This window comes from Variovorax sp. Root473 (assembly GCF_001426505.1).
Taxonomy (GTDB): domain Bacteria; phylum Pseudomonadota; class Gammaproteobacteria; order Burkholderiales; family Burkholderiaceae_C; genus Variovorax.
Genome location: NZ_LMEV01000014.1, coordinates 1,123 through 1,417 on the forward strand (window position 1 = coordinate 1,123; position 295 = coordinate 1,417).

The 295-nt window shown below is 67.1% G+C and carries 1 pseudogene; it reads left to right on the top strand.

Annotated features, from left to right (window positions below):
• Nucleotides 1-36: 36 nt before the first annotated feature.
• Nucleotides 37-295 (top strand): annotated as a pseudogene (locus tag ASD34_RS28115) (D-aminoacylase); the annotation flags it as partial.

Consider the following 295-nt stretch of genomic DNA (forward strand, 5'->3'; position numbering starts at 1 on the left):
CGTAATTCACTTCTGAGCAAGGCAGCGCATCCCCCCATGAACACACAGAAGAACAGCGCGACGCTGCTCGAAGCCGGCCTCGTGGTCGACGGCTCGGGCGGCCCTTCGTGGCCCGGCGACGTGCTGCTGCAGGGCGAGCGCATCGTCGCGCTCGGCGAAGGCCTGCGCGCGCGGTTGCCTGAAGGATTGAACATTGCAGAGGTCGACGTGATCGACTGCCGCGGCAAGGTGCTCGCGCCCGGCTTCATCGACGCGCACACGCACGACGACGCCATCGTGCTGCGCGATCCGCTGT